We start from the raw sequence: 21,779 nt of genomic DNA, 5'->3' as shown, positions 1-21,779 counted from the left end.
CTTCTCCGCGACTTCTCATAACGAAGTCGCGAATTCACGAATATACGCAGAGAAAGCCCCCGGGCGCAATTGCCCGGGGGCTTTCTCTGTGTGGCTCGGGCGGCGGGCGTCAGAGCACGTCGCGCAGCTCCTCCCGCAGCCGCCGCTCCGCCCGCGCGCCCACCATCGACCGCAGCGGCTCCCCGTCCCGGAAGACCATGAAGGTCGGCATCGACAGCACCTTGTAGGCGTTGGTCGTCGCCGGGTTGGTGTCCACGTTCAGCTGGACGACCTTCAGCCGGCCCTCCTCCGCCGCGGCCAGCGACCGCAGCACCGGCGCCATCTGCCGGCACGGCGGGCACCAGTCGGCGGTGAACTCCACCAGCACCGGAAGACCGGCCCCGAGCACCTCCTCCGCGAAGTCCGCGTCCGTCACCTCGGGCACACCGCTCATCGCACTCCCCCTCCCAGTTCGCACACCGGTTCCGGACCTCCCGGGACCGACGCGTCGGCGGCCAGCGCCTCCCGTGCCGCCTCCGCCCGCTCGAGCTGCCGCCCGACCGTCGCCCGCACCGCCCGCAGCTCGCCGATGAGCGCGTCCAGCTCGTCGAGCTTGCGCCGGTAGACCTGGAGCGAGGCCGGGCAGGAGTCGCCCTCCGGGTGCCCGGCCCGCAGGCACTCCACGAAGGGCCGGGTCTCCTCCAGGTCGAACCCGAAGTCCTGCAGCGTGCGGATCTGCCGCAGCAGCTTCAGGTCGTTGTCGTCGTAGGTCCGGTAGCCGTTGCCGGACCGCCGTGCGGGCAGCAGCCCGCGGGACTCGTAGTACCGCAGCGTCCGCGTGGTGGTTCCGGCGCGTGCGGCCAGCTCGCCGATTCGCATGCCGTCGAACGTAAGGCTTGACGTGGGCGTCAACGCAAGGGCGTCCCACGACGGAAGAAGGCCGGGCGGCCGGACTCACGGGGGAGGAGTCCGGCCGCCCGGCGGCGGAGGCCCTGTCAGTGGGGGTGGGCCTCGGTGACCGGCCGGCCGGGGCGACGGGGGAAGTGTGTCCCGGCCGGCCGGGGTGCGCGGGTGCGGCGCCGGCCCGGTCAGGCCTTGGCCAGCTCCTTCTCGCTGCCCGCCTCGGACGCCGGGACGGAGTCGTCGCGGTCGGCGCCGTGGTCGTCCAGCAGCGTCCGCTCGTCGAACGGGGCGCGGCCGGCCAGCACCTCGGCCACCCGCTCCTTGTCGATCTCCTTGGTCCAGGTGCCGATCAGCACCGTGGCGATCGCGTTGCCGGCGAAGTTGGTCAGCGCGCGGGCCTCGCTCATGAAGCGGTCGATGCCGACGATCAGGCCGATGCCGTCCACCAGAGCGGGCTTGTGCGACTGCAGGCCGCCGGCCAGGGTCGCGAGGCCCGCGCCGGTGACACCGGCGGCGCCCTTCGAGGCGACCAGCAGGAACAGCAGCAGCGGGATCTGCTCGCCGACCGACATCGGGGTGCCCATGGCGTCGGCGATGAACAGCGAGGCCATGGTCATGTAGATCATGGTGCCGTCGAGGTTGAAGGAGTAGCCGGTCGGGACGGTGATGCCGACCACCGGCTTGCTGACGCCCAGGTGCTCCATCTTCGCGATGAGCCGCGGCAGCGCCGACTCGGAGGAGGAGGTGGACAGGATCAGCAGGAACTCGCGGCCCAGGTACTTGAACAGGGTCCACACGTTCAGGCCCGCGACGATCTTCAGCATCGCGCCGAGCACCACGAAGATGAACAGCACACAGGTGACGTAGAAGCCGAGCATCAGCACGGCGAGGCTCTTGAGCGCGTCCAGGCCGGCCGAGCCGGTGACCGCGGCCATGGCGCCGAAGGCACCGACCGGGGCCGCCCACATGATCATGGCGAGGACCCGGAAGACCAGCCGCTGGATGTGCTCGATCCCGCGCAGGACCGGCTGCCCGGCGTTGCCCATGGCCTGCAGGGCGAAGCCGCACAGCAGCGCGATCAGCAGGGTCTGCAGGACCTCGCCCTGGGTGAAGGCGGACACGATGGTGGTCGGGATGATGCCGAGCAGGAACTCGGTGGTGTCCTTCGCCTCCGCGTCGATCTGGGCGTGGCCGGTCTCCTTGACCGCGTCGGTGATCGCGAGGCCGCTGCCCGGCTCCAGGATGTTGCCGACGACCAGGCCGATGGCGAGGGCGACGACCGACATGACCATGAAGTAGCCGAGCGCGATGCCGCCGACCGCGCCGACCTTGGCGGCCTTCCGCACGGACCCGATGCCCAGCACGATGGTGCAGAAGATGATCGGCGAGATCATCATCTTGATCAGGTTCACGAACCCGGTGCCGATCGGCTTCAGCTCGACCGCGAAGTCGGGCGCGATCAGGCCGACGGCGATTCCGAGGGCGACCGCGATGATCACCGCGATGTAGAGATAGTGCGTGCGGTCCCGTTTGGCCTTGGGTGCGGCAGGTGCCGTATCGGCGGTGCTGGTCACGGCGGCCCTCCTTGACGTCGTCGTCGGCATCACCGGCGTGCGGCTCACGTCCGGGGGATGGTTCGCGGGGAACGCCGTGACTATGTCGCGCCTTGTGAGCGTGGTCACCCTTCCGTTCATTTAGTTCACCGCGGACGTGCGAGGCAGACTGGCGGGATGCGCCTCCCCCTCCCCCGGCCCCGCAGTCTCGCGGGGCAGCTGTTCGCCGTGCAGGCCGTGCTCCTCACGGTCGTGGTGGCGGGGTACGCGCTGGCCACCTACCTGAGCCACCGCAGCCAGGCCGAGGAGGCGGCGGGCCGGCAGGCCACCTCGGTGGCGCTCTCGGTCGCCGACTCGCCGTCCGTGCGGGAGGCGATCCGCTCGCCCGACCCGTCGGCGCGGCTCCAGCCGTACGCGCTGGAGGTGGTGCGGGACACCGACGTCGACTTCGTGACGATCATGGATCCGCGGGGCATCCGCTGGACCCACCCCGACCCCGCCCAGATCGGCCTGGTCTTCCAGGGGCACACCGGTCCGGCCCTGGAGGGCCGTACGTTCACCGAGACCTACACCGGCACGCTCGGCCCGTCGGTGCGCGCCGTCACCCCGGTACGGGACGGCGACCGGATCGTCGGCCTGGTCAGCGCCGGGATAAGGGTCGAGGAGATCGGCCGGCGGGTGCGGGAGCAGCTGACCGCGCTGCTGGTGGTCGCGGCCGGCGCACTCGGGCTCGGCGCGATCGGCACGTACGTGGTCAACGCCCGGCTGCGCCGTCACACCCACGGGATGAACGCCACCGAACTCAGCCACATGCACGACTACCATCAGGCCGCGCTGCACGCCGTGCGCGAGGGCCTGCTGATGCTGGACGGGCAGTACAGGGTGGCGCTGATCAACGACGGCGGACGGGTGCTGCTCGGGGTGGACCAGGAGGAGGACGTGGTGGGCAGATCGGTGGCGGAGCTGGGTCTGCCGGCTCCGTTGACGGGCGCGCTGCTCGCCTCCGAGCCCCGCATGGACGAGGTGCACCTGACGGCCGACCGGGTGCTGGTGGTGAACACCTCGCCGGTCAGCGGCGGCCAGCGGCGCGGCTCCGTGGTGACCCTGCGGGACGTGACCGAGCTGCAGTCGCTGATGGGCGAGCTGGACTCGGAGCGCGGCTTCACCCAGGCGCTGCGGTCCCAGGCGCACGAGGCGGCCAACCGGCTGCACACCGTGGTGTCGCTGATCGAGCTGGGCCGCGCGGAGGAGGCCGTGGACTTCGCGACCGCCGAGCTGGAGCTGGCGCAGGCGCTCACCGACCAGGTGGTGGACGCGGTGGGCGAGCCGGTGCTGGCGGCGCTGCTGCTGGGCAAGACCGCGCAGGCCAACGAGCGGGGCGTGGAGCTGGTGGTCTCGCCGGACAGCCGCCTCGACGACGGTCTGCTGCCCGACGCCCTGCCCGCCCGCGACCTGGTCACCATCCTCGGCAACCTGATCGACAACGCGGTGGACGCGGCGCAGGGCGGGGTGCGGCCCCGGGTGACGGTGACGGCGCTGACCGAGGAGGACGGCTCGGAGCTGGTCCTGCGGGTGCGCGACACCGGCCCCGGTGTCGCCCCGGACCGCGCGGAGGACGTGTTCCGGCTCGGCTTCACCACCAAGCCGGCCGGTCCGGGCGGCCGGGGTCTTGGCCTCGCCCTGGTCCGGCAGGCGGTGGCCCGGCACGGCGGCACCCTGTCGGTGGCCACGGGTGAGGAGGGCGGCGCGGTGTTCGACGTACGGATCCCGCTGCGGGACGCCCGCCGGGCCGCGGAGCCTTCCGCGGTCGGGCACGGCACGGGCGGTGCCGGGTGACCGGGCAGCCCATCCGGGTGCTGGTCGTCGAGGACGACCCGGTCGCCGCCGACGCGCACGTGATGTACGTCGGGCGGGTGCCCGGCTTCGAGCCCGTCGGCACGGCGCACACCGGGGCCGAGGCCCGCCGGATCCTCGACCGCACGCCCGTCGACCTGCTCCTTCTCGACCTGCACCTGCCCGACGTGCACGGCCTTCAGCTGGCCCGTTCGCTGCGCGCGGCAGGCCATCAGGCGGACGTGATCGCGGTGACGTCGGCGCGGGACCTGGCGGTGGTGCGCGAGGGGGTGTCGCTCGGCGTCGTGCAGTACGTGCTGAAGCCGTTCACCTTCGCCACGCTCCGGGACCGGCTGGTGCGCTACGCGGAGTTCCGCGCGGCGGCCGGCGAGGCCAGCGGCCAGGACGAGGTGGACCGCGCCCTGGCGGCGCTGCGCGCCCCGCGTCCGGCCGCCCTGCCGAAGGGCCTGAGTGGCCCGACCCTGGAGCGGGTGACGGTGGTGCTCCGGGACGCGGGCGAGGGGCTGACCGCCACGGGTGTCGCGGAGGCGGTCGGCATCTCCCGCATCACCGCCCGCCGCTACCTGGAACACCTCGTCGACGCGGGCCGCGCGGCCCGCCGCCCGCAGTACGGGACGGTGGGCCGGCCGGAGCTGCAGTACCGGTGGGTCACCGGCCAGTGAGCCGCGCCGGGCGGGGTGGCCGCGGGGTGAGCGGCGGGTTTGCGCCGCCGGTCCGCGGGCGGGCGGAGGGGCTGAGGGGGCCCGTGTCCCGTACGCCGATGCGAGTGACGGGTGCGTGTTCCGTCCGACGGGCGCGCGGGCCGTCGACGCGGCCTTACGCATATGCTCCTTGAGCTTGCCGTTCACCTGCGGGAGTGTTCTCCGGCGGGCGTGAACGCCCTGCGCCCCCGAAACCCGACCGACCGGTAGCCGTACGTTCCTACAACGAGTGATCCTGGCCGAACAGACCGTAGTCACCCCCTGCGTACGGGCCTAGCTTGTGGGCCGTGCGCCGACCTCCCCCTCGCAGTGACCGTCATCCGCCCCCGCCGTTCAACGCCCCCGCCGCCCGGCGGCTGAGGGCCGCGCTGGGTCTCGACCCGGACCACGTGGCCCAGGCGTTACGCGTCTCCTACGACCTGCCGTACGTCACGCCGGCCCTCGTCGCCGCCTGGGAACGCGGGAGGGCGTCCCCCTCCCGCCCCGAACTGACGGCACTCGCGGGCGTGTTGTGGTGCTCGCCGGGCGAACTCATCGGGCGCCCGCGCACCTTGCGCGAACACCGGGTCGCGCGGGGCCTGGCTCCCGAGGACGTCGCCCGCACCGCCGGGCACGAACTCCACGCGTATCTGCGGATGGAGGAGACGGGTCGGTGGCGCGGCACCGAACGCCAGTCGGCCGCCCTGGCCCGGATACTCGGCCTCTCCCTGGCCGACGTCATCGCCGTCACCGGCCGCGAGGACCAGCTCGCGGAACTGCTGCGCGCCGCGGCGACCACACGCTGGCAGGCGTACGTCCGGCCGGTGTCGAAGATCGCCCCGCTGGAGCGGCGGCTGCTGGAGACGGTGCTGCACCGGCTCCACCAGGACTACCAGGGCCACATGGCCGCCACCCTCAGCTGGGGCGGCGGCCCCGGCGACGCGGGCGACACGGGCCGCGACTTCCTCGACCGCATCGTCGACCACTTCTGGCACACGACGGCAGCGGAGGGCGGCCCGGCGCAGGTGTAGCGGGCGGCGTCGTGGGGGCCGGGACGCCGACCCCCACGGGAGGAACGGACCGGTCTAGAAGACCGACTCCGCCTCGTCCATGCGCTCCTTCGGGACCGTCTTCAGTTCCATGACCGCCTCCGCGAGCGGGACCATCACGACGTCCGTGCCGCGCAGCGCGGTCATCCTGCCGAAGTCGCCCCGGTGGGCGGCCTCCACCGCGTGCCAGCCGAAGCGGGTGGCGAGGACGCGGTCGTACGCCGTCGGCACACCGCCGCGCTGGACGTGACCCAGGATGACCGGCTTGGCCTCCTTGCCGAGCCGGCGCTCCAGCTCGTAGGCCAGCGCCGTGCCGATGCCCTGGAAGCGCTCATGGCCGAACTTGTCGATCTCGCCCTTGCCGTAGTCCATGGTGCCCTCGGCCGGGTGGGCACCCTCGGCGACGCAGATCACCGCGAACTTCTTGCCCCGGTCGAAGCGTTCCTCGACCATCTTGACCAGCTGCGCCGGGTCGAAGGGCCGCTCGGGCAGGCAGATCCCGTGGGCGCCGGCGGCCATGCCGGACTCCAGGGCGATCCAGCCGGCGTGCCGGCCCATGACCTCGACGACCATCACCCGCTGGTGGGACTCGGCGGTGGTCTTCAGGCGGTCCATCGCCTCGGTGGCGACACCGACGGCGGTGTCGAAGCCGAAGGTGCGGTCCGTGGAGGAGATGTCGTTGTCGATCGTCTTGGGGACGCCGACCACGGGCAGACCGGCGTCGGACAGCATGCGGGCCGCCGTCAGGGTGCCCTCGCCGCCGATCGGGATCAGCGCGTCGATGCCGAACTCGTGGATCATGTCGGAGGCGTTCTCACAGGCCTCGCGGAGCCGGTCGCGCTCCAGCCGGGAGGAGCCCAGTATGGTCCCGCCGCGGGCCAGGATGCCGCTGACCGCGTTGAGGTCGAGGGTGCGGTAGCGGCCGTCCAGCAGACCGGAGTAGCCGTCCTCGAAGCCGATGACCTCGTCGCCGTAGTTGTCCACCGCTCGGTGCACGACCGACCGGATCACTGCGTTCAGCCCAGGGCAGTCGCCGCCTGCGGTGAGGACTCCTATACGCATCGTGCTGTGTCTCCTGGTCGCTGTCGATACCGGTGAGCCACTGCCGATTCTTTCACGTCCCCCAGGGCACCGCCGACGCCGGATACGGGGGCGCCTTAACCAGCGGCGAAGGTATTGTCAAGAGGGATCCGCTCACCTGTGTGAGCGGTTTCGTGGCCCGGCCGTCGGCCCCGCCGTCGCCTTCGCGGCCCCGACGAGCCCCCGACGAAACGGAGAGCGCGCGTGACCCGCAGCGTGTACGTGACCGGCATCGACCGCGGCGACGGCCGCCAGGTCGTCGAACTCGGGGTCATGGAGCTGCTGACCCGGCAGGTCGACCGGGTGGGTGTGTTCCGTCCCCTGGTGCACGACGGGCCCGACCGGCTCTTCGAACTGCTGCGGGCCCGCTACCGGCTCACCCAGGACCCCGCGACCGTGTACGGCATGGACTACGCGGAGGCGTCCACGCTCCAGGCCGAGAGCGGCACGGACGAGCTGGTGTCCACCCTCGTCGACCGGTTCCACCTGGTCGCCCGCGACTACGACGTCGTCCTGGTCCTCGGCACCGACTACGCGGACACCCAGTTCCCGGACGAACTGTCGCTGAACGCCCGCCTCGCCAACGAGTTCGGCGCCTCGGTGATCCCCGTCGTGGGCGGCCGCAAGCAGACCGCCGAGGCGGTCCGCGCGGAGACCCGCAACGCCTTCCGCGCCTACGACACCCTCGGCTGCGACGTGCTCGCGATGGTCGTCAACCGGGTGGCGCGCGAGGACCGGGACGAAATCGCCGAGCGGCTCGCCACCCGGCTGCCCGTGCCCTGCTACGTGCTGCCCGACGAGCCCGCGCTGTCCGCGCCCACGGTCTCCCAGATCGCCCACACCCTCGGCGCGAAGGTGGTGCTCGGCGACGACTCGGGGCTCGCCCGCGACGCCCTGGACTTCGTCTTCGGCGGCGCCATGCTGCCGAACCTGCTCGCCGCCCTGACCCCGGGCTGTCTGGTGATCACCCCCGGCGACCGGGCCGACCTGGTGGTCGGCTCGCTGGCCGCGCACAGCGCCGGCACCCCGCCGATAGCCGGGCTGCTGCTGACCCTGGACGAGGTGCCCGGCGAGCGCGTCCTCACCCTCGCCGACCGGCTGGCGCCCGGCACCCCGGTGCTGTCGGTGCCCAGCAACAGCTTCCCCACCGCCGAGCAGCTGTTCTCCCTGGAGGGCAAGCTGAACGCGGCCACCCCGCGCAAGGCGGAGCGGGCGCTCGGCCTGTTCGAGCGGTACACCGACACCGCCGAGCTCACCCGCACGGTGTCCGCGCCCAGCAGCGACCGCGTCACCCCGATGATGTTCGAGCACAAGCTGCTCGAACAGGCCCGCTCCGACCTGCGCCGGGTGGTGCTCCCCGAGGGCACCGAGGAGCGGGTGCTGCACGCGGCGGAGGTGCTGCTGCGCCGGGGCGTGTGCGAGCTGACCCTGCTCGGTGACGTCGACCTGATCCGCAAGAAGGCCGCCGACCTGGGCATCGACCTCGGCGACACCCAGCTGATCGACCCGGCCGTCTCCGAACTGCGCGACTCCTTCGCGGAGAAGTACGCGGCGCTGCGCGCGCACCGGGGCGTGACCGTGGAGCTGGCCTACGACGTCGTCTCCGACGTGAACTACTTCGGCACGCTGATGGTGGAGGAGGGCCTCGCCGACGGCATGGTCTCCGGCTCGGTGCACTCCACGGCGGCGACCATCCGCCCGGCGTTCGAGATCATCAAGACCCGCCCGGACGCGGACATCGTCTCGTCGGTGTTCTTCATGTGCCTGGCCGACAAGGTGCTGGTGTACGGCGACTGCGCGGTGAACCCGGACCCGGACGCCGAGCAGCTCGCCGACATCGCGGTGCAGTCGGCGGTGACCGCCGCGCGGTTCGGGGTGGAGCCGCGGATCGCGATGCTGTCGTACTCGACCGGCACCTCCGGCTCCGGCGCCGACGTGGACAAGGTGCGCACCGCGACCGAGTTGGTGCGCGAGCGCCGGCCCGACCTGCGGATCGAGGGGCCGATCCAGTACGACGCGGCCGTGGAGCCGTCGGTCGCGGCGACCAAGCTGCCCGGCTCCGAGGTCGCCGGCCAGGCGACCGTGCTGATCTTCCCGGACCTGAACACCGGCAACAACACCTACAAGGCCGTGCAGCGCTCGGCCGGCGCGATCGCCGTCGGCCCGGTCCTCCAGGGGCTGCGCAAGCCGGTCAACGACCTGTCCCGGGGCGCCCTGGTGCAGGACATCGTCAACACGGTCGCGATCACCGCGATCCAGGCCCAGTCCCCGGCCCCGAGCGAGAAGGCAGCCGCCCAGTGAGCCCCTCCCGTGTCCTCGTCCTCAACTCCGGCTCCTCGTCGGTGAAATACCAGCTGCTGGACATGGGCGACAGCAGCCGGCTGGCCTCCGGGCTGGTCGAGCGGATCGGCGAGCGCACCTCGCTGGTGCGGCACACCCCGCTGGCGTCCGGCGGGGAGACCCGGGAGCGGACCGGCCCGGTCGCCGACCACGACGCCGCGCTGAAGGCGATGGCCGAGGAGCTGGCGGCGGACGGGCTGGGCCTGGACTCCCCCGAGCTGCTCGCGATCGGCCACCGGGTGGTGCACGGCGGCAAGTACTTCACCGAGCCGACGGTGATCGACGAGCGGGTGCTCGCCGAGATCGAGCGGCTGATCCCGGTCGCGCCGCTGCACAACCCGGCCAACCTCACCGGCATCCGCACGGCGACGACGCTGCGCCCGGACCTGCCGCAGGTCGCCGTCTTCGACACCGCGTTCCACACCACGATGCCGGAGTCCGCGGCCCGTTACGCGATCGACGTGGAGACCGCCGACCAGCACCGGGTGCGCCGCTACGGCTTCCACGGCACCTCGCACGCGTACGTCTCGCGGGCCACGGCCCGGCTGCTGGGGAAGGCGCCCGAGGAGGTGAACGTCATCGTGCTGCACCTGGGCAACGGGGCGTCCGCCTCGGCCGTGCGGGCGGGCCGCTGCGTGGACACCTCCATGGGGCTCACCCCCTTGGAGGGGCTCGTGATGGGTACGCGGTCCGGAGACATGGACCCGGCCGTCATCTTCCATTTGATGCGCGTCGGCGGAATGTCCGCCGACGACGTCGACACCCTTCTGAACAAGAAGAGCGGTCTGGTCGGTCTGTGCGGGGACAACGACATGCGGGAGATCCGGCGCCGGATCTCCGAGGGTGACGAACGGGCGAAGCTCGCCTTCGACATCTACATTCACCGTCTGAAGAAGTACATCGGCGCCTATTACGCCGTTCTCGGACGGGTGGACGCGGTGGCCTTCACCGCCGGGGTCGGCGAGAACGCGGCCGAGGTGCGCGAGGCCGCCGTGGCGGGCCTGGACGGGCTCGGCCTGGCGGTGGACGGCGAGCGCAACGCGGTGCGCGGCGGCGGGGCGCGGCTGGTCTCGCCCGAGGGGGCGAGGGTCGCCGTCGCGGTGGTACCCACGGACGAGGAAATGGAGATCGCACAGCAGACATACGCACTGGTCGGAAAGAACAACTGAGCAGCGACTTTCTCATGTGTACCTTCCGCCAGACGGAATATTCCGGAGCGAAACAAACCGATAGGATCGCCCCATGCGCCGTTCGAAAATCGTCTGTACTCTCGGCCCCGCGGTCGACTCCCACGAGCAGCTTGTCGCCCTGATCGAAGCCGGCATGAACGTGGCCCGCTTCAACTTCAGCCACGGCTCGCACGCCGAGCACCAGGGCCGGTACGACCGGGTCCGGGCCGCCGCCAAGGAGACGGGCAGGGCCATCGGTGTCCTCGCCGACCTCCAGGGCCCCAAGATCCGTCTGGAGACCTTCGCCGAGGGCCCCGTCGAGCTGGTGCGCGGTGACGAGTTCACCATCACCACCGAGGACGTACCGGGCGACAAGACGATCTGCGGGACCACCTACAAGGGGCTCCCGGGCGACGTCTCCCGCGGCGACCAGGTCCTGATCAACGACGGCAACGTCGAGCTGAAGGTCGTGGACGTCGACGGCTCCCGGGTGAGGACGATCGTCATCGAGGGCGGCGTCATCTCCGACCACAAGGGCATCAACCTGCCCGGCACGGCCGTGAACGTGCCCGCGCTGTCCGAGAAGGACGTCGAGGACCTGCGGTTCGCCCTGCGGATGGGCTGCGACCTGGTCGCCCTGTCCTTCGTCCGGGACGCCAAGGACGTCGCCGACGTCCACCGCGTGATGGACGAGGAGGGCCGCCGGGTCCCGGTCATCGCCAAGGTGGAGAAGCCGCAGGCGGTGGAGAACATGGAGGACGTCGTGATGGCGTTCGACGGTGTGATGGTCGCCCGTGGTGACCTGGCCGTCGAGTACCCGCTCGAGAAGGTCCCCATGGTGCAGAAGCGCCTGATCGAGCTGTGCCGGCGCAACGCCAAGCCGGTGATCGTGGCGACCCAGATGATGGAGTCGATGATCACCAACTCCCGTCCGACCCGCGCCGAGGCCTCCGACGTGGCCAACGCGATCCTGGACGGCGCCGACGCGGTCATGCTGTCCGCCGAGTCCAGCGTGGGCGCGTACCCGATCGAGACCGTGCGGACGATGTCGAAGATCGTCCAGGCGGCCGAGCAGGAGCTGCTCTCCAAGGGGCTCCAGCCGCTGGTGCCGGGCAAGAAGCCGCGTACCCAGGGCGGTTCGGTGGCCCGCGCCGCCTGCGAGATCGCCGACTTCCTCGGCGGCAAGGGCCTGGTGGCCTTCACCCAGTCCGGCGACACGGCCCGCCGGCTGTGCCGCTACCGGGCGGCGCAGCAGATCATCGCGTTCACGACGGACGAGTCCACGCGCAACCAGATGACCCTCAGCTGGGGCGTGGAGCCGCACGTGGTGCCGTTCGTGAACAGCACCGACGAGATGGTCGCGCTGGTGGAGCAGGAACTGGTCCGCCTGAGCCGCTTCAACGAGGGCGACATCGTGGTGATCACCGCCGGCTCCCCGCCCGGCGTCCCCGGCACCACCAACATGGTCCGCGTCCACCACCTCGGAGAAGTGACCTCCTGACCGGACACCCGCCCCACACACCCGAGGGCGCCCCCTGCGAACAGGGGGCGCCCTCGGTGTTCCGCGGCTCCCGGAAGGTCCGGACGGTCAGTCGGTGACGTACTGCTGAAGTCCCGGCACGTGCAGGGTTCCGCCGAACTGGCCCGCCTGCTGCACCGTCACCTTGGTGAAGTAGATCAGCGGGATGTTGAGCGGCGGCGGGTTCTCCGGGTCGAACGTGATCGGGATCAGTCCGAGCAGGTTGCCGGAGATGCTCTCGGTGTACATCACCGTGTCGCCGTCGCGGATCGTGGACGTCGAGCCCTTGGCCGCCTGGACGTGGTACGTCTTGCCGGACTGCTTGTCCTTGACGGTCTGGTGCAGGTCGCCGATGTCGGTGCCGTCGGATATGACGTACTTCAGCACCTTCTTGGTGGTGCCGTTGGCGGTCCGCACCTCGACGATGCCCTTGTAGTCGGCGCCCTTCAGCAGCAGCGAGCTGGCGTTCAGGTACCACGGGTCGTCGGGCAGCGGGACGTTGTTGTCGACCCCGCCCTCGGCGTCGGTGGCGACCGGGCAGTCCTCCAGGTCGACGCCGGACGACTCCGACGGGCTCGGCGACGCGGTGGCCTCCGGCTCCTCGGACTCCTCCTCGACGGCCTCCTCGGCCTTCTCCGTGAGGTCCTCGACCGCCTCGCCGGCCTTCTCGCCGGTGCCGGCGGTCTCCGCGGCCTTGGAAGGCTTCTGCGGCGACTCCTCGCCCTTGTCGTCCTTCTCCTCCGACCCGCTCGCGGGGGCGGACTCGGACGCGGACGGCGTGGGACTCGGGGTCTCCTCCTCCTTGTCGCCCGGGGTGAGGACGTCCTTGATGGTGTCCCCGATCTGCTCCAGCAGATTCCGGTCGGTCTCGGAGGGGGAGGGCGTGGGCTCGGTCCGCTCCGCGGCCTGTCCGCCCGCGGTCGCGGAGGGCGTCGGCGTGGGGTCGGCCTCGTCGTCGGAACCTGAATCCGGCGAAGAGCCCGAGCCCTTGTCCGTGCCCTCGTCCGGGGCCTGCTGGCCGGGGGCGGAACCGGTCGGGTCCGCCGAGGGCTCGTCGTCCTCGGAGCCGGTCCCGCTCGGGGTGGCGGACGGTGTGGGCGACGCGCTCGCGTCCTCCCCCTTCTCCGCCTTCTCGATGGCCTCCAGACACTCCTTGAACTCGTCGGCCGTGAGGTTCCTCGACGACGGCTGGTCGTCGGCCTGGGCGAGTGTCGGGGTGAAGCCCATCCCCATCAGCACCGCGGTAGGCATCGCCGCGAGGGCTATCGCCTTCCCCGCGGGCATGTGGAACCTGGTGAACAGCGGCTTCTTGGGTGCCGCGTGTCGCGGCCCGGTTCTCACACGGGATGCCTCCACATCAGCCCCGTGGGTCACCTCGTCAGCCGGCACTGTGCCTCCCGTTCGCCCCGTTCGCCGGGCTCGTTCCTGACAGATCCTTCGGCTCACCCGTCGCCGCGGCGCCCTCTGCGGGGCCGGTGACCGTGGTGTCGGGGAGGGCGCCCTCGGGTGCGCCGCCGTACCCGGCCTCGTCCGCCGGCGGCTCCTGCGCCGGCGGCTCGCCCGGCACCCACGACACCGCCATCGCCCCGCCCACGAGGGCGAAGAGGAAGCCGATGAGGAAGCCACCGAGGTTGGACACGGGGATGGACACCAACGCCAGCAGGATCGCCGCGACACCCGCGAAGACCCGGATGTGCTTCTGGAACCAGAGGCTGATGCCGAGGACGACGAGCAGCACGCCGATGATCAGGGACCCGGCGCCCGCGGTCGTCGCCATCGCCAGGGTCAGATGACCGATCCGCAGGTTCGCGTACGGGAAGTAGGCGATGGGGAGTCCGCCGAACATGATGAACAGACCGGCCCAGAAAGGCCGCTGGCCACGCCAGGCGCGGAACTGCAGCCGTCGGCGGGTGAACTGGCCGGAGGCGGCAGGAGTCTCGGCGCTCATGAGAAACAGCTCCCTGGATGGCGTTGCTGTGGTGGTGATGTGCGCCGCGCGTGAAAGCGCGGCGGGAAGGTGGACGGGCGGGGGCGCCACCGGCTCCCCCGCCCGTCAGCGAGTGCTTAGTAGCACTCCTTGACGCCCGTCGAGAGCGACATCTTCAGGCCGCTGAGCTTGAAGGTTCCGGCGGTGGTCGCCCACGCCGTCTGCTTCACGTCCTTCAGCACGGCCTTCTCGGCCTGCTGCGCGAACCCGAAGGGGTTGGCCTGCTCGCCGCCGCCCTTCATGCCCGGACCCTTGGTGGCGTCCTTGGCGGCAACACCGATGTCGATGTTCGTGAACGTCGCGTCGGCGTTCAGTTCGGCGACGTCGATGTACAGGTTCTTGGCCTCGACCGGCTGCGCGCCGTCGCCGGCCCGCAGGATCAGGCTGACGTTACCGAACACCGGAATGTTCGGGGTGACGACCGACTGGCACAGGCTCTTGATGGTCGCCGACTTGAAGGCCGAGACCGCGACAGGGTGAGCCGTCTTCTTGCCGTCCGCGGTGTAACCCTCGTCGATGGCGCCGTACTGAGAGAAGCCCTCTCCGACGAGCTCCTTCGTGGTCACCTTGAACGACTGGCCGGAAACGCTGAACGACGCCGCGAGGGCGCCCTGCGCGAGAGCGACACCTATGCAAGCCGTGGCGGCCACGCTGGGCACCATGACCACAGCGAACCGCTTCCATCTGGTCCCGCCACGCACCTGGGACTCCATATTTCCTCCTTCTCGGACGTACATCTCCTGTCCTGGCTCGCCGCCTTGACCGGCGGCCGAGTCGGGCAGGGATGGGAGAAGTGCTACGTCCTCGGGAAGGAGAGCGCCCGCACTCGGCGGCGCGGAGACCGCGCCCGAATCACCGGCGATCACCCCCGAGCGACAACCACTGGTCGCGCCTGACACGCATCACGCACAACCCTGCTGGACAGGCTTCACCCGCGGGCGAAGACCCCCCTGTCCAAGGAACGCCGTCCTTGCCGGCGCTCCTGCTCGGTGGGGACCCAGGAGTTCCCGTGGCCCGACCGGCTGTCGGGGTGCGGGTAATGGACCGAGCGTCGCCGATCGTGGTGCATTCTCGCCGCCCGCACAAGGGGGTTCGTTACTCGCTAGTAACGGCCGGATAACCGCAGGGCGACCCGCCGGACCCGAGCGGCGACGCTGGGTGCACCGGCAGGGGGGTGCATATCTGTTGATCGCTGGACAGAACCAGACAGAACAATGCCTGTGACTTACTAGCAGTAACAGCGGCCGCGATTACCAAGATTTGGTAAAGCGCGGCCGCTTCGGTTTCCGTCGACCAAGAAGCACCTCGGGCCCCACCGACCACCGGATCGGGCAGAACGGTCGTTAACGGGCGCCCGGGTGCGGGTGGTTCAGAACAGGGCCCGCGCCAGGGCCCGGCGCGCGGCGACGACGGCCGGGTGGTCGGCGCCCACCACCTCGAACAGCTCCAGCAGCCGCAGGCGTACGGTGTCCCGCTCGTCGCCCGCCGTGCGGGCGACGGTGTCGGTGAGCCGGCCGAAGGCGTCCTCGACATGACCACCCGCCAGATCCAGGTCCGCGGCGGCGATCTGCGCCTCGATGTCCGCCGGCTTCTCCGCGGCGTCCCTGCGCACCTGCTGCGGGTCCATGCCCCGCACCCGGCGCAGCAGTTCGGACTGGGCCAGCCCCAACTTCGCCTCGGGGTTGCCCGGGTCGTCGGCGAGCACGTTCTTGTAGGCCTGCACGGCGCCGTCCAGGTCGTCGGCGTCGAGCGCGCGGGCGGCGGCCTCGAGGAGGGCGTCGTAAGGGCCGACGGGGACCTCGGCGGCCGCCGGAGCGCCGCCGCCCGGCTCGGCGTCGGGGTCGACGACGAGTCCGGTCAGACCGAAGCGCTCCTCGGCGACCTGGACGAGCTGGTCGAGGGTCTGACGGATCTGGGCCTCGCCCGCGGCGCCCTGGAAGAGCGGCAGGGCCTGTCCGGCCACCACCGCGAAGACCGCCGGGATCCCCTGGATCCCGAACTGCTGCATCAGCATCTGGTTGGCGTCGACGTCGATCTTGGCGAGGAGGAAGCGCCCGTTGTACTCGACGGCGAGCCGCTCCAGTACGGGGCTCAACTGCTTGCAGGGCTCGCACCACTCGGCCCAGAAGTCGATGACGACCGGGACCTCGGTGGACCGCTGCAGGACGTCGCGCTCGAAGCCGGCTTCGTCGACGTCGATGACGAGATCGGCCGGGGAGACGGCACCTCCGCCGCCCTGCCGGGCCGCTTCGGCGCGCGCCTGCTCCGCCTTCGCCTTGGCCTCCTGGGCCGCCTTCACCGCGGCGAGGTCGACGACTCCGCTCATGGACATGTTCCGTGGCTGCATGCGTCTATCCTCCCCCGTACTGCGCGCGAGTGTGAAAAGCGCCCGGGAAAGCCAGGCGTACGTGTGGTGCGGTGCGCCGGGTCCCCACCCGGCGCGGTGGTCGTCGCTCGGGCACGCCGTGTTTCCCACGTGCTTTCGCTACGAGTCGTAGCGTAATGGCAAGGGACGGATGCGGGGCACCGCTTTCCGGTGATCTCCCTCACCAGGACACGGAATCCGCCGGTTATGGTCGAGCCATGCAGCGCCGCAATCCAGCCAGCCGCACCGGGCGCCCCCGCAGCGCCACGGCCGACGCCGCGATCCTCGACGCGACCCGGCAGGCGCTGGTGGACCTCGGCTGGTCCAAGCTCACCCTGTCGGACGTCGCGGTGCGCGCCGGGGTCGCCAAGACCACGCTGTACCGGCGCTGGTCCGGCAAGAACGAGCTCGTCGTGGACGCCGTCGCGGAGCTGTTCGACGAGCTGACGCTGCCCGACCGGGGGTCACTGGCGGCCGACATAGAGGGTGTGGTGCTGCAGTTCGCCGCGATCCTGGCCCGGCCCGAGGCCCGCAGCGGGCTGATGGCGGTGGTCGCCGAGGCCACCCGGGACGAGGCCCTGCGCGAGCGGATCCGGGCGTCGATCGTCGACCGGCAGAAGCGGCTGGTGGTGGCGGGGCGGGCCCGGGCACAGGAGCGGGGGGAGCTGCCGCCGGAGTCCGACGCGCTGCGGTCCGCCCGCGCGGTCGACCTGATCTTCGACATGGTGGCGGGCGCGGTGGTGCACCGGACCCTGGTCAGCAACCAGCCGGCCGACGAGGAGTGGGTGCGCGGGCTGACCCGGGTGCTGCTGTCGGGCCTCGCCGCGAGCGCCCGCTGAGCGTGTCCCGGGCGGGGGTGCGAGGCCCCGAATCCGCCACGGTCGGCCGACAGTCGTCCGTCACCCTCCGGTCTCGCGCTGCGACGATCCTGATCGGAGCGGTCGCCCGCACGCCCTGAACGCGCCGCGCCCCGGCGGGCGCGGGGCCTGCCGGGGCGGTGCGTCGTCCGGGGGCGGCTCAGAAGCCGGCGGGCTCCGTGTACACGCCCCACTCGTCACGCAGGACACCGCAGATCTCGCCGAGGGTCGCCTCCGCGCGCACGGCGTCGAGCATCGGCTCGATCATGTTGGCGCCCGAGCGGGCCGCCGCGACCATGGCGTCGAGCGCGCCGCGCACCTTCGCGTCGTCACGGCCCGCCTTGCGCTCGCCGAGCAGCCGTACCTGCTCGCGCTCGACCTCGTGGCTGACCCGCAGGATCTCCAGGTCGCCGGTGACCGACCCGGTGTTGACGTTCACCCCGACGACCTTCTTGTCGCCCTTCTCCAGCGCCTGCTGGTAGCGGAACGCCGACTCGGCGATCTCGCCGGTGAACCAGCCGTCCTCGATGCCGCGCAGGATGCCGGAGGTGATCGGGCCGATCGGGTGCTGCCCGTCCGGGTGGGCGCGCAGGCCCCGCTCCTTGATCTGCTCGAAGATCTTCTCCGCGTCGGCCTCGATGCGGTCGGTGAGCTGCTCGACGTACCAGGAACCGCCCAGCGGGTCGGCGACGTTGGCGACGCCGGTCTCCTCCATCAGCACCTGCTGGGTGCGCAGGGCGATCTCGGCGGCCTGCTCGCTGGGCAGCGCGAGGGTCTCGTCGAGGGCGTTGGTGTGCAGGGAGTTGGTGCCGCCGAGCACCGCCGCGAGCGCCTCCACGGCGGTCCGCACGACGTTGTTGTACGGCTGCTGCGCGGTCAGCGAGACGCCGGCGGTCTGGGTGTGGAACCGCAGCCACTGCGCCTTCTCGCTCTTCGCCCCGTAGACGTCCCGCATCCAGCGCGCCCAGATGCGGCGGGCGGCGCGGAACTTGGCGATCTCCTCGAAGAAGTCGACGTGCGCGTCGAAGAAGAAGGACAGTCCCGGCGCGAACACGTCGACGTCGAGTCCGCGGCTGAGGCCCAGCTCGACGTAGCCGAAGCCGTCGGCGAGGGTGTACGCCAGCTCCTGCGCGGCCGTCGAGCCGGCCTCGCGGATGTGGTAGCCGGAGACCGACAGCGGCTTGTAGGCGGGAATGCCGGCCGCGCAGTGCTCCATCAGGTCGCCGATCAGACGCAGGTGCGGCTCGGGCTGGAAGAGCCACTCCTTCTGCGCGATGTACTCCTTGAAGATGTCCGTCTGCAGGGTGCCGTTGAGCACGGCCGGGTCGACGCCCTGGCGTTCGGCGGCGACGAGGTACATGCAGAAGACGGGCACGGCGGGCCCGCTGATGGTCATCGAGGTGGTGACGTCGCCGAGCGGAATGTCCTTGAACAGGACCTCCATGTCGGCCGCCGAGTCGATCGCCACCCCGCAGTGGCCGACCTCACCCAGGGAGCGCGGGTCGTCGGAGTCGCGGCCCATGAGCGTCGGCATGTCGAAGGCGACGGAGAGGCCGCCGCCGCCGTTGCCGAGGATCATCTTGTAGCGCTCGTTGGTCTGCTCGGCGTTCCCGAACCCGGCGAACTGCCGGATGGTCCACGTCCGCCCCCGGTAGCCGGTCGGGTACAGCCCGCGGGTGAAGGGATACTCCCCCGGCCAGCCGATCCGCTCGAATCCCTCGTAGCTGTCCCCGGGCCGGGGCCCGTACACCGGCTCCACGGGGTCGCCGGAGAGCGTGGTGAAGTCTGCGTCGCGCTTGCGCGCGGCGTCGTACCGGGCCTGCCAGCGACGGCGGCCCTCCTCGATGGCGTCAGCGTCCATACCCTCGAATTTACTAGGACGTCCAAGTAAATGTCGATGGCAGACCGCCGCACGCTCGTCCGTACGGCGGTGCGACGCGCTGCGTCAGGCCTTGGCGACCTCGGGCGCGCCGTCCTCGACCTGGGCCTCCAGCTCGCGGCTGATCCTGCGCTCGACGAAGAACGCGGCCGTGGGGACGGTGCCGGCGAGCAGTACCCAGAGCTGCTTCTTGACCGGCCACTTCGCCTTGGAACCGAGATCGAAGGCGAAGATCAGGTACAGGACGTAGAGCCAGCCGTGCGCGATGCTGACCACCTGAGTGAAGTCGTCGGCGGCATCCAGCTCGAGCGCGTACTTGCCGATCATGCCGATGGTCAGTGCGACGAGGAGGACACCGGTGACGTAGGCCATGACCCGGTAGCGGGTCAGCACGCTCTTCTTCATGCCGTCGAGCGTAACCGCACGTTCCGGGCGATCTTCCGGGGGGTCACTCCCCCTCGAAATCCCCCGCGGCCAGCCGCAGTGGGCGGAGGATGGCGAAGAGTTCCGAGCATTCCTCGGCGTCGTAGGCGCTCAGGCCGAAGTCCATCGCCATGAGGTCGCGGGTGGCCGACTCGACGACCTCACGGCCCTTGTCGGTGATGGAGGCGAGGGTGCCGCGGCCGTCGTTGGGGTTGGGGCGCTTGGCCACCAGACCAGACCTGACCAGCCGGTCCACGGTGTTGGTCACCGACGTCGGATGCACCATGAGCCGCTCGCCGATCTTGGACATGGGCAGCTCGCCGGACTTGGAGAAGGTCAGCAGGACCAGCGCCTCGTACCGCGCGAAGGTGAGCCCGTACGGCTTGACCACCGCGTCCACCTGGGCCAGCAGGATCTGGTGGGCCCGCATGATCGAGGTGATCGCGGCCATCGACGGCACGCTTCCCCAGCGCTGCTTCCAGAGCTCGTCGGCACGGGCGATGGGGTCGAACGAGAGACTGAGCGGCTTCGGCACGGACCAGACCCTACCGGCGGGTCAGATGCCGGTCAGCCCCGTCTCGCCCTTCGGTCCACGGGGCGGACGGCACGGTGGTCGCACCGCTGCCGCCCACCCCACCCCGCACGGGGTCAGTCGGAGAGGTGCCGTTCGACGGTTTCCACCTTGGACGTCAGGCCGTCCCGCACGCCCGGGCGGATGTCCGCCTTGAGGACGAGGGAGACCCGCGGCGCGCGGGCCTCCACGGCGGCCACGGCGCGCTTGACCACGTCCATGACCTCGTCCCACTCCCCCTCGATCGAGGTGAACATCGCGTCGGTGCGGTTCGGCAGCCCGGACTCGCGCACCACGCGTACGGCGTCGGCGACGTACTCCCCCACGTCCTCGCCGACGCCCAGCGGCGTCACGGAGAAGGCGACGATCACGCGTTCACGACCCCTTCGCTCCGGGCGCGGGAGGCGATCACCGCGTCCTCGGCCTCACGCCTCAGCCGCCGCTCGGCGAAGAAGCCGCCGGTCGGCAGCACCGACATGACGAAGTAGTACGCCGCGGTGCCCAGCGACCACTTCGCGCGGTTCCAGGCGTCCGCCCAGAAGATCACGTAGAGGACGAACAGGATGCCGTGGATCGCGCCCATGACCGGGACGGCGTTGAAGTCGGTGGTCCGCTTCAGGACCGAGCAGACGAGCAGCAGCAGGAAGGAGATCGCTTCGGGGCCCGAGACCAGGCGGAGGCGGCGGAGGGCGGAGGCGGTCTTGATGTCCACGGGTCACCTTCGAAAGGGAGAGACGTCGGCGTCGACGGTGCGGTCGGCTTGTGAACGCGCGCACAAGCGTAGCCATTGTGGCAAACCCCGTGGGCGATCACCGCAGGGGGTCGGGGTGGGGCCCGTAGGGGTCGCGGAGAGCCCGTGCGGGTCGGATCAGGGTGTGACTCCCCCTGCGGGACCTGTCGGCGGGGCGAAGGGGCCGCTAACGTCGCAATGTGGCGATGTTCCGACTTCAGAGCAGCAAGGTGCTCGCCGTCGACATGACCGGGGACGCCGTGAAGGCGAAGAACGGCTCCATGGTCGCGTACGACGGGCAGATGGCCTTCAAGAAACTCACGGGTGGCGGCGAGGGCCTCCGGGGGATGGTGACCCGGAGACTCACGGGTGAGCAGATGACGCTCATGGAGGTGAAGGGGCACGGAACCTGCTTCTTCGCGGACCGCGCCTCCGAGATCAACCTGGTGACCCTCAACGGCGACAAGCTGTACGTCGAGTCCAGCAACCTGCTGGCGACGGACGGCGGCCTGCGCACGGGCACGACGTTCACGGGCCTGCGCGGCGCCTCCCAGGGCAACGGGCTGTTCACGACCACGATCGAGGGGCACGGCCAGGCCGCGATCATGTCGGACGGCCCCGCCGTGCTGCTGCGGGTCGGCCCGCAGTACCCGCTGACGGTCGACCCGGGCGCATACGTCGCCCACCAGGGCAACCTGCGGCAGTCCTTCCAGTCGGGCGTGACGTTCCGCACGTTCATGGGCGAGGGCGGCGGCGAGGCCTTCCAGATCCGTTTCGAGGGCGACGGAGTGGTCTACGTCCAGCCCAGTGAGCGCAACACCATCGCGGGGGACGTCTGACA

Annotated in this window: 21 protein-coding genes; 8 read left to right on the top strand and 13 right to left on the bottom strand. The window is 71.0% G+C overall.

The window, feature by feature from the left end; genetic code table 11:
- Positions 1 to 109: 109 nt before the first annotated feature.
- The 3 genes from F3L20_RS06435 to F3L20_RS06425 all read right to left on the bottom strand — a co-directional run bounded on the left by F3L20_RS06435 (position 110) and on the right by F3L20_RS06425 (position 2,456).
- Positions 110 to 433: a thioredoxin family protein gene (locus tag F3L20_RS06435; RefSeq protein WP_150152970.1), complete on the bottom strand. Its 324-nt coding sequence runs from the start codon at positions 431 to 433 to the stop codon at positions 110 to 112.
- On the bottom strand, positions 430 to 858 hold the full coding sequence (locus F3L20_RS06430; RefSeq protein WP_150152968.1) for a MerR family transcriptional regulator: 429 nt from the start codon (positions 856 to 858) through the stop codon (positions 430 to 432). The genes F3L20_RS06435 and F3L20_RS06430 overlap by 4 nt, the downstream gene beginning before the upstream one ends.
- Before the next feature lie 209 nt (positions 859 to 1,067).
- Complete coding sequence (locus F3L20_RS06425) at positions 1,068 to 2,456, bottom strand: cation:dicarboxylate symporter family transporter (protein WP_150152966.1); 1,389 nt, start codon at positions 2,454 to 2,456, stop codon at positions 1,068 to 1,070.
- A 156-nt stretch (positions 2,457 to 2,612) separates the two neighbouring features.
- On the opposite strand from F3L20_RS06425, the gene F3L20_RS06420 reads away from it, so the two are divergent.
- From F3L20_RS06420 to F3L20_RS06410, 3 genes are all read left to right on the top strand, one after another.
- Entirely contained in the window at positions 2,613 to 4,271 is a 1,659-nt protein-coding gene (locus F3L20_RS06420) for a sensor histidine kinase (RefSeq protein WP_150152964.1), read from the top strand.
- Entirely contained in the window at positions 4,268 to 4,951 is a 684-nt protein-coding gene (locus F3L20_RS06415) for a response regulator (protein WP_150152962.1), read from the top strand. The genes F3L20_RS06420 and F3L20_RS06415 overlap by 4 nt, the downstream gene beginning before the upstream one ends.
- A 317-nt stretch (positions 4,952 to 5,268) precedes the next feature.
- Positions 5,269 to 6,000, top strand: coding sequence for a helix-turn-helix domain-containing protein (locus F3L20_RS06410; protein ID WP_150152960.1), 732 nt, complete (start codon positions 5,269 to 5,271; stop codon positions 5,998 to 6,000).
- Between the two features lie 54 nt (positions 6,001 to 6,054).
- Here F3L20_RS06410 and F3L20_RS06405 read toward each other — a convergent pair whose 3' ends face one another.
- On the bottom strand, positions 6,055 to 7,080 hold the full coding sequence (locus F3L20_RS06405) for an ATP-dependent 6-phosphofructokinase (RefSeq protein WP_145827422.1): 1,026 nt from the start codon (positions 7,078 to 7,080) through the stop codon (positions 6,055 to 6,057).
- Positions 7,081 to 7,302: 222 nt separating this feature from the next.
- Between F3L20_RS06405 and pta the strand changes: the two genes are divergently transcribed.
- The 3 genes from pta to pyk all read left to right on the top strand — a co-directional run bounded on the left by pta (position 7,303) and on the right by pyk (position 12,108).
- Positions 7,303 to 9,399 (top strand): phosphate acetyltransferase, encoded by a 2,097-nt coding sequence (pta, locus tag F3L20_RS06400; protein WP_150152957.1) that lies wholly within the window; start codon positions 7,303 to 7,305, stop codon positions 9,397 to 9,399.
- Positions 9,396 to 10,607: an acetate kinase gene (locus tag F3L20_RS06395; protein ID WP_150152954.1), complete on the top strand. Its 1,212-nt coding sequence runs from the start codon at positions 9,396 to 9,398 to the stop codon at positions 10,605 to 10,607. The genes pta and F3L20_RS06395 overlap by 4 nt, the downstream gene beginning before the upstream one ends.
- Before the next feature lie 73 nt (positions 10,608 to 10,680).
- Positions 10,681 to 12,108, top strand: a complete 1,428-nt coding sequence (gene pyk / locus F3L20_RS06390; protein WP_150152952.1) for a pyruvate kinase — start codon at positions 10,681 to 10,683, stop codon at positions 12,106 to 12,108.
- Between the two features lie 87 nt (positions 12,109 to 12,195).
- On the opposite strand, the gene F3L20_RS06385 is transcribed toward pyk, so the two are convergent.
- From F3L20_RS06385 to F3L20_RS06365, 4 genes are all read right to left on the bottom strand, one after another.
- Complete coding sequence (locus F3L20_RS06385) at positions 12,196 to 13,515, bottom strand: hypothetical protein (protein WP_150152949.1); 1,320 nt, start codon at positions 13,513 to 13,515, stop codon at positions 12,196 to 12,198.
- The gene (locus tag F3L20_RS06380; RefSeq protein ID WP_150152946.1) at positions 13,505 to 14,074 is read right to left on the bottom strand and encodes a DUF6114 domain-containing protein; all 570 of its coding nucleotides are present in this window, start codon (positions 14,072 to 14,074) and stop codon (positions 13,505 to 13,507) included. The genes F3L20_RS06385 and F3L20_RS06380 overlap by 11 nt, the downstream gene beginning before the upstream one ends.
- A gap of 116 nt (positions 14,075 to 14,190) precedes the next feature.
- Complete coding sequence (locus tag F3L20_RS06375; protein WP_150152943.1) at positions 14,191 to 14,826, bottom strand: DUF6230 family protein; 636 nt, start codon at positions 14,824 to 14,826, stop codon at positions 14,191 to 14,193.
- Positions 14,827 to 15,482: 656 nt separating this feature from the next.
- Complete coding sequence (locus tag F3L20_RS06365; RefSeq protein ID WP_150152940.1) at positions 15,483 to 16,460, bottom strand: tetratricopeptide repeat protein; 978 nt, start codon at positions 16,458 to 16,460, stop codon at positions 15,483 to 15,485.
- A 236-nt stretch (positions 16,461 to 16,696) separates the two neighbouring features.
- On the opposite strand from F3L20_RS06365, the gene F3L20_RS06360 reads away from it, so the two are divergent.
- On the top strand, positions 16,697 to 17,317 hold the full coding sequence (locus tag F3L20_RS06360) for a TetR/AcrR family transcriptional regulator (RefSeq protein WP_150152937.1): 621 nt from the start codon (positions 16,697 to 16,699) through the stop codon (positions 17,315 to 17,317).
- A gap of 178 nt (positions 17,318 to 17,495) precedes the next feature.
- Here the strand turns inward: F3L20_RS06360 and F3L20_RS06355 are convergent, their stop codons facing one another.
- The 5 genes from F3L20_RS06355 to F3L20_RS06335 all read right to left on the bottom strand — a co-directional run bounded on the left by F3L20_RS06355 (position 17,496) and on the right by F3L20_RS06335 (position 20,920).
- The gene (locus F3L20_RS06355) at positions 17,496 to 19,196 is read right to left on the bottom strand and encodes an acyl-CoA mutase large subunit family protein (protein WP_150152934.1); all 1,701 of its coding nucleotides are present in this window, start codon (positions 19,194 to 19,196) and stop codon (positions 17,496 to 17,498) included.
- 84 nt (positions 19,197 to 19,280) lie between these two features.
- Positions 19,281 to 19,619, bottom strand: a complete 339-nt coding sequence (locus tag F3L20_RS06350) for a DUF3817 domain-containing protein (RefSeq protein ID WP_145827412.1) — start codon at positions 19,617 to 19,619, stop codon at positions 19,281 to 19,283.
- Between the two features lie 43 nt (positions 19,620 to 19,662).
- Positions 19,663 to 20,172: a MarR family winged helix-turn-helix transcriptional regulator gene (locus F3L20_RS06345; RefSeq protein WP_145827411.1), complete on the bottom strand. Its 510-nt coding sequence runs from the start codon at positions 20,170 to 20,172 to the stop codon at positions 19,663 to 19,665.
- Between the two features lie 113 nt (positions 20,173 to 20,285).
- Positions 20,286 to 20,579 (bottom strand): MTH1187 family thiamine-binding protein, encoded by a 294-nt coding sequence (locus F3L20_RS06340; RefSeq protein WP_150152931.1) that lies wholly within the window; start codon positions 20,577 to 20,579, stop codon positions 20,286 to 20,288.
- Positions 20,576 to 20,920 carry a DUF3817 domain-containing protein gene (locus tag F3L20_RS06335; protein ID WP_150152928.1) on the bottom strand — a complete coding sequence of 115 codons (345 nt, stop codon included), beginning with the start codon at positions 20,918 to 20,920 and terminating at the stop codon, positions 20,576 to 20,578. Before F3L20_RS06335 ends, F3L20_RS06340 begins: the two co-directional genes overlap by 4 nt.
- Before the next feature lie 224 nt (positions 20,921 to 21,144).
- On the opposite strand from F3L20_RS06335, the gene F3L20_RS06330 reads away from it, so the two are divergent.
- Positions 21,145 to 21,777 (top strand): AIM24 family protein, encoded by a 633-nt coding sequence (locus F3L20_RS06330; protein WP_145827408.1) that lies wholly within the window; start codon positions 21,145 to 21,147, stop codon positions 21,775 to 21,777.
- Positions 21,778 to 21,779 lie beyond the last annotated feature (2 nt).

The sequence above is a fragment of the Streptomyces tendae genome (assembly GCF_008632955.1).
Lineage (GTDB): Bacteria > Actinomycetota > Actinomycetes > Streptomycetales > Streptomycetaceae > Streptomyces.
The sequence above is the reverse complement of the archived record's forward strand: the minus strand, read 5'-3'. Positions and strand labels throughout refer to the sequence as shown.